Below are 5,729 nucleotides of genomic sequence, written 5' to 3'. Positions count from 1 at the left end.
ACTCAATAAATATTCTTGAAATAAGCGTAATAAATAGCCAATGTGGTTTGTTGTAAATCACGGAAATTAATAGGGCAAGTACGCTTCCTAAAATCCGTACACCAGTACTTCCAAAACCTAATTTGGCTGAATAGGTTTCTAAATTTGCGTTTGGAAAACTTATGTTTGGGCTAAATGTGTAAACATAAAAAAAGAAAAGTCCTGCACAGATTAATATCCAAGTGAAGATTTTTACGGGTGTTGGAATAGCAACGTTTGAAATTTGATTTGTCATTTTATTTATTTTTAATGTTAGTTATTTGTTTGATAATGCAGGGTATTTTTTGATTTCTGTCGGGTTTTCGGCTTGTTTTACTAAAAAGTCTGCAACGTCTGTTCTGTTTATGCTTCCTATGTTTACACCTTTGAAAAGTTTATTTTCAATTTTATATTTTTCGGTCAATGGTTTGTCTTTCAAAAGTCCTGGTCTTACTATTTCCCATTTCATTTTTGAACTTGAAATAATTTCTTCCATTTTAGTTTTGTCAGCATAAACATCTTTCAGTAGTAGTTTGAAAAATATTTTCATTAGAAATGAGTTGTATGCACCGCTTTCGCCTGCTCCAAAACCTGTCAAAATAATAAATGGGATTTCTGCATTGGTTTCGTTTTGAACTTCAACTAATATCTTCGCAAAGTCAGAGTATAATGTTGTCGCCTTCATACTTTTTCCTGTACCTAATGCTACAATTACCGCCTCTGCATTTTCAATTGCTTTCTGCAAATTATTTTTGTCAGTCGCACTTCCTTTTAGGATTGTTAAGTCAGCATTTTTTGGCAAAGAAATTTCAGACCGTGAAAGTGTAGTTACTTTATGGTTTCGTTCTAATGCTCTTTTAACACTTTCAAGTCCAACGCCTGCCGAAGCACCTATAATTGTAATATTCATTTGACTATGATTAAATTATTTTTGGTAAAGGTAAAGAATAGTATCTTAAATATACTAACTTTGCGGAAAATACCACTATCTTTTAGGATACTAAAAATAAAATTCGATGAAGAATAAGCAAAAGCAGATTCAGTTAAGAGATGTCCAAGATGTTATAGATATAATTGGTGGTCGTTGGCGTGGTGCTATTTTGGCAAGTCTTTGCGACAAAGAAAAACGTTTCAATGAACTCAAAAGAGATTTAGGTACAATTACTCCAAGAACCTTAACCAAAGAATTGAAATATTTAGAAGTTAACAAATTGGTATGTCGTGAAGTTGATGCTGGAAGTTCAATTTCTGTTGCGTATAGTTTAACAAAACACGGAAAATCGTTAGAACCATTAATTGGACAAATTGTCGTTTGGGGTCAAAAGCATAGAAAAATTGTCTTGGGTTAATTTCTTTGTCAGTTTAATGTTTGCAGTCGGTTTGATGGTGTTGCCACTAACTAGTACATGCTCACTACAAACTAGCATATACACACCCAAAATTGGGTCGAACAAGTATGTAATTGCCTAGATAATTCCTATAAAAAACAAAAATTATTTTAATTAGATCATCTAAAATCATTCAATGCTTTCTCAATAATGACAAGACAATCCTGAATTTGACTTTCGGTAATGACTAATGGTGGCGCTAAACGGATTTTGTTGCCGTGGGTTGGTTTTGCCAATAAACCGTATTCGCTGAATTTCATACATATATTCCAAGCCAAATCAGAGTCTTCGTCGCAATCAATCACGATGGCATTTAATAATCCTTTGCCTCTTACTAGTGTTATCAACGAATTTCTTTGCGCAATTTCGTTCAATCCTTTTCTAAGAAGTATTCCCAAACGTTCCGCATTTTCTGCCAATTTTTCATCTCGAATCACTTCAAGCGCAGCAATGGCAACAGCAGCAGCTATTGGGTTTCCGCCAAAAGTAGAACCGTGTTGACCAGGTTTTATCACATTCATAATTTCGTTATTAGCCAAAACTGCAGAAATAGGATAAACACCTCCAGAAAGTGCTTTTCCCAAAATCAAAATATCAGGTTGTACATTTTCGTGATGCACCGCCAATAATTTTCCAGTTCTCGCAATTCCGGTTTGCACTTCGTCAGCGATGAACAAAACGTTGTGTTGCTCGCAAAGTGTTTTGGCTTTCGCCAAATAACCATCGGAAGGCACATAAACTCCAGCTTCACCCTGAATAGGTTCTACCAAAAATCCAGCAATATTTGTTGTTGATTTTAAAACGTTTTCCAATGCTTCACTATCATCATAAGGAATTTTTATAAATCCAGCCGTGAAAGGTCCAAAACTTTTACGGGCACTTTCATCATTCGAAAAGGAAATAATAGTTGTTGTTCTTCCGTGAAAATTGTTTTCACAAACGATAATTTGCGCTTGATTTTCAGGAATTCCTTTCACTTCATACGCCCATTTTCGACATAATTTAAGCGCTGTTTCTACTGCTTCAGCTCCCGTATTCATAGGCAACACTTTGTCAAAACCAAAATAGTTAGTTACGTATTCTTCATAATTCCCCAATTGGTCATTGTAAAAAGCACGAGAAGTCAAAGTCAAAGTTTGTGCTTGTTTAATCATTGCATTCACAATTTTCGGATGGCAATGCCCTTGGTTCACCGCAGAATACGCTGAGAGAAAATCGAAATATTTTTTTCCGTCCATATCCCAAACAAAAACGCCTTCTCCTCTTTCGAGAACAACTAGTAATGGATGGTAATTGTGAGCTCCATATTTATTCTCTTTTGCAATCATTCCTTCGGCTTTTGAAGAAAGTGTATGATGTAGTAATTCCATAACGATTTGATTTTAATAAATTCGATTACAAAAATAATAAAATATTTTATTTAGCAATAAAAAATAATATTTTTGACTTACATTTGCTTAAAATAAGTCATATTTTATTTATTTGTAAAATATTAAGTCAATTTAATTTTAAAAACTATGGAGATACTCGACGAATTTGACACTAAAATCATCAAAGAATTGGAAAAAGATGGTCGGATGGCCTATTCGACAATTGCCGCCAATTTAAAAATTTCGAATACGATGGTGCATCAGCGCGTCAATCGTTTGATGGATCAAGGAGTACTTACGGGAATAAAACCAGTAATCAACGAGAAAAAAATTGGCTATGATTGGGGTGCTTTCACAGGAATTACTCTGAATAAAGACCAAGATTCAAGTAGAATTATCGAAGAGTTGAAAAAAATTCCCGAGATCACAGAATGTTATTACATCTCTGGGTTATATACACTTTACATAAAAATCATTGCTCGCAATCACGAACATATGCGCAAGGTGCTTTATGAAAAAATCGATACTATTCCCGGTATATCAAAAACAGATTCTATAATGGAACTGGGTTGTGCTTTTAAGCGGAATGTTACTTTGTAATGTAAAAAATTTAATCTCAAAAACTAAATTAAAAATCAGTCGTTTAAATCTCAAATACTGTTTTTATTTCTGATATTTGTGAAATTAAATTTAAATACCTGCAAAATATGTTTTATATAAAAAAATTTCTTTGCCTTTTCTTAATTGCCTCAACAATTTCTTGCACCTCACAAAAAGCAAACATTACAGATGTTTCGCCAGCAAAATATGTTGCAACAATCACTCCTAAAGATTTAATGCAGCATCTCTATGTAATTGCTTCTGATGGTATGGAAGGTCGTCAAACAGGCTCAACAGGACAAAAAAAAGCTGGAGATTATCTCATTAATCAATACAAAGCCAACAAAATTGACTTTCCAAAAGGAGCAAAAGACTATTATCAAAGAATTCCATCCACTTTTTTGAATGCTAAACGCAATGACAATTTACTTGATTCCGAAAATATTTGGGCCTACATTGAAGGTTCAGAAAAACCAAATGAAGCCATTGTAATTTCGGCACATTATGACCACATTGGTTTAAAGAATGGCGAAATTTGTAATGGTGCTGACGATGATGGTTCTGGAACTGTAGCTTTGCTTGAAATTGCACAAGCCTTCGAAATTGCCAAAAAAGAAGGTCACGGACCGAAACGTTCTATTTTGTTTCTTCACGTTACTGGTGAAGAACACGGCTTGTTGGGTTCCAGTTTTTATTCAGAAAATCCTTTGTTTCCATTAGCAAACACCATAACTGACATCAACATTGATATGATTGGACGCCACGATGAATCCCATAATGATTCCAGCAATTATGTGTATCTGATTGGTTCAGATTATCTATCGACGGATTTATACAATATTTGCGAAGATGCCAATAAAAACTTTGTGCATTTGGCAATAGATTACAAATACAATGATCGAACTGATCCTAACCGTTTCTATTATCGCTCAGATCATTACAATTTTGCCAAAAACGGAATTCCTTCGGTATTTTTTTTTAATGGTGTTCACGCTGATTACCACAAACCAACCGACACTGTCGAAAAAATTGAATTTGATGCTTTAGCAAAAAGAGCACAACTAGCTTTTGCTGTCGCTTGGGAATTAGCTAACAGGGAAAATCGCCCTGTGGTGGATAAAAGTGGAAATTAGTTTCTTTAGAAAATTAAATAAAAAATGAGCTTCGAAGAAATTTGAAACTATTTTTTTGCACAAAAAAAGCCTCGAATTCCTTCGAAGCTTTTGCTTTTTACACTATTGCTCTTATAAATCTTCTTTTACATCTGCTTCAGGAGCATTTTTTGCAACAGATTCTATTCCATTATCACGAGCAGCAACAGATTCGTACATTTCGCTATTTCCAATGATTTGACCATTTGTTGCTTTAAGATTGAAATAAAGTTTCCCGTTTTTGGATTCCAATTTATCAAATCTTACTTCCACTTGTGCATTTTTTCTAACGGATTCGATTCCATTTTCGCAAGCTGCTTTAGTTTTATAACCTTCACTTGCAAGGATCACTTGACCGTTTCCAGCTTTCAATACAAATTGAAACTCATCGTTTTTTCTTTTAGAAATTAAAAATGTTCCCATATTTTTTATGTTAATTGATTATTAATATGCAATTTAAAAAAATCCAATAAATAAGAAGTTAATAAATAATTAATTTATTTCTAAATGAAAGTATATTCCACAAAAAAAGCCTCGAATTTCTTCGAAGCTTTTGCGTTCTGGGTGGCTGACCGGGTTCGAACCGGCGACCCTCGGCACCACAAACCAATACTCTAACCAGCTGAGCTACAACCACCATTTTTAACGAGTGCAAATATAGTACTAAAGTTTTCTTTTGCAAAGAAAATTGCCAAAAAATTATCTCAAATCACTTAAACTATTGACAGCCAAATATCTTTCGACCGTAAATCCTTCAGCATAATCAGTACCTATTAATCTTCCCAAATCCTGAGCACGATAACTCAAGCTCTCCAAAAAGTTTTTTGTTGCAATAAGTGTTTCTGGTTCATTAGAATTTGCATTATAAAACTGCGAACTATAAGCCAAAATTGCTTCTACCTTTTTCTCATTATAGCCTGTGATATCAACCACAAAATCAGGAACTAAATCTTTCCATTGTATATAATGATAAACTAATTTGGGACGCCAAGCTTCTTGTTTTTCTCCATTTATTTCAGTTTCAATTTTCATCAAACCTGACAAAAAACAAGCATCTGAAACTAATTTACTTCCTTTTCCGTGATCGATATGGCGATCATCAATGGCATTACAAATGACAATTTCGGGTTTGTATTTCCGAAGCATTTTAATAATTTTCAATTGATGCAATTCATCATTAACAAAAAAACCGTCACGCATAT

8 protein-coding genes and 1 tRNA gene are annotated in these 5,729 nt (G+C 33.8%); 3 read left to right on the top strand and 6 right to left on the bottom strand.

All coding sequences use genetic code 11. The features are described 5' to 3' along the window. Both PHC28_RS14900 and PHC28_RS14895 read right to left on the bottom strand, forming a co-directional pair. Positions 1-274 (bottom strand): hypothetical protein (locus PHC28_RS14900; RefSeq protein ID WP_300102356.1); only part of this gene is annotated, 274 nt, incomplete at its 3' end. A gap of 21 nt (positions 275-295) precedes the next feature. Further along, on the bottom strand, positions 296-928 hold the full coding sequence (locus PHC28_RS14895; RefSeq protein WP_300102352.1) for an NAD(P)-dependent oxidoreductase: 633 nt from the start codon (positions 926-928) through the stop codon (positions 296-298). A 106-nt stretch (positions 929-1,034) separates the two neighbouring features. Here PHC28_RS14895 and PHC28_RS14890 point away from each other — a divergent pair, with 106 nt between their 5' ends. Beyond that, on the top strand, positions 1,035-1,367 hold the full coding sequence (locus PHC28_RS14890; RefSeq protein ID WP_300102348.1) for a helix-turn-helix domain-containing protein: 333 nt from the start codon (positions 1,035-1,037) through the stop codon (positions 1,365-1,367). Positions 1,368-1,525: 158 nt separating this feature from the next. On the opposite strand, the gene rocD is transcribed toward PHC28_RS14890, so the two are convergent. Further along, positions 1,526-2,776, bottom strand: a complete 1,251-nt coding sequence (gene rocD, locus PHC28_RS14885; RefSeq protein ID WP_300102345.1) for an ornithine--oxo-acid transaminase — start codon at positions 2,774-2,776, stop codon at positions 1,526-1,528. Positions 2,777-2,923: 147 nt separating this feature from the next. On the opposite strand from rocD, the gene PHC28_RS14880 reads away from it, so the two are divergent. Next, positions 2,924-3,376: an Lrp/AsnC family transcriptional regulator gene (locus PHC28_RS14880; protein WP_300102342.1), complete on the top strand. Its 453-nt coding sequence runs from the start codon at positions 2,924-2,926 to the stop codon at positions 3,374-3,376. Positions 3,377-3,492: 116 nt separating this feature from the next. Then, positions 3,493-4,509: a M28 family metallopeptidase gene (locus PHC28_RS14875; protein ID WP_300102359.1), complete on the top strand. Its 1,017-nt coding sequence runs from the start codon at positions 3,493-3,495 to the stop codon at positions 4,507-4,509. A 111-nt stretch (positions 4,510-4,620) separates the two neighbouring features. On the opposite strand, the gene PHC28_RS14870 is transcribed toward PHC28_RS14875, so the two are convergent. The 3 genes from PHC28_RS14870 to PHC28_RS14860 all read right to left on the bottom strand — a co-directional run. Continuing rightward, entirely contained in the window at positions 4,621-4,950 is a 330-nt protein-coding gene (locus tag PHC28_RS14870) for a YegP family protein (RefSeq protein WP_300102339.1), read from the bottom strand. A 140-nt stretch (positions 4,951-5,090) separates the two neighbouring features. Continuing rightward, positions 5,091-5,164: transfer RNA gene (locus PHC28_RS14865), tRNA-His, on the bottom strand. A 62-nt stretch (positions 5,165-5,226) separates the two neighbouring features. Then, the coding region (locus PHC28_RS14860; RefSeq protein ID WP_300102336.1) for a bacillithiol biosynthesis deacetylase BshB1 at positions 5,227-5,729 on the bottom strand (503 nt) is incomplete at its 5' end.

This window comes from Flavobacterium sp., from assembly GCF_028712645.1.
GTDB lineage: Bacteria > Bacteroidota > Bacteroidia > Flavobacteriales > Flavobacteriaceae > Flavobacterium.
This window is presented reverse-complemented; position numbering and strand designations above follow the sequence as displayed.